Annotated in this window: 1 pseudogene; it reads right to left on the bottom strand. The window is 64.5% G+C overall.

Annotated elements, in window-relative coordinates:
• Window positions 1–546 (bottom strand): annotated as a pseudogene (locus tag C7G61_RS43170) (IS3 family transposase); the annotation flags it as partial.

The following is a 546-nucleotide window of genomic DNA, read 5'->3' as shown; positions in this document are numbered from 1 at the left end:
CTGATGCCCGGGCGCCGGCTTGGAGGTGCTGGGCTTGCGGTAGAGCGCCTCAATGCCCATCCGCTTCATCAGCGTGGAGACATGCAGGCGTCCGACCGTGAAGCCCTCGGCCCGCAGGAGATCGCGCAGCATCCGGCTGCCCGCGAACGGATACTCCAGATGCAACTCGTCCATCCGCCGCATGAGGGCCAGATCGGCCGCCGAGGCAGGCTGCGGTTGATAATAGAGGCTGCCCCGGCTGATCCCGAGCTCCTCGGCTTGCCGGGTCAGCGGCAGGGCATGCGATCGGTCGATCATCGCTTTGCGCTCGGCCACACTCCGGCTTTGCCGAGCGCGCTTTCCAAAAAATCGTTGGCCAAGGTCAGTTCACCAATCTTGGCATGCAGCGTCTTCACGTCCACCGGCGAGCTCGTCGGTCCGGCTTTCTCAAGCCCGAACACGCCGGCAGCTCCATCGAGGAGCTGGGCCTTCCATTGGGTGATCTGGTTGGGATGCACGTCGAACTGCTGCGCCAACTCGGTCAGGGTCTTCTCACCCTTCACGGCG

The organism is Bradyrhizobium algeriense, assembly GCF_003062295.1.
GTDB lineage: Bacteria > Pseudomonadota > Alphaproteobacteria > Rhizobiales > Xanthobacteraceae > Bradyrhizobium > Bradyrhizobium algeriense.
The sequence above is the reverse complement of the archived record's forward strand: the minus strand, read 5'-3'. Positions and strand labels throughout refer to the sequence as shown.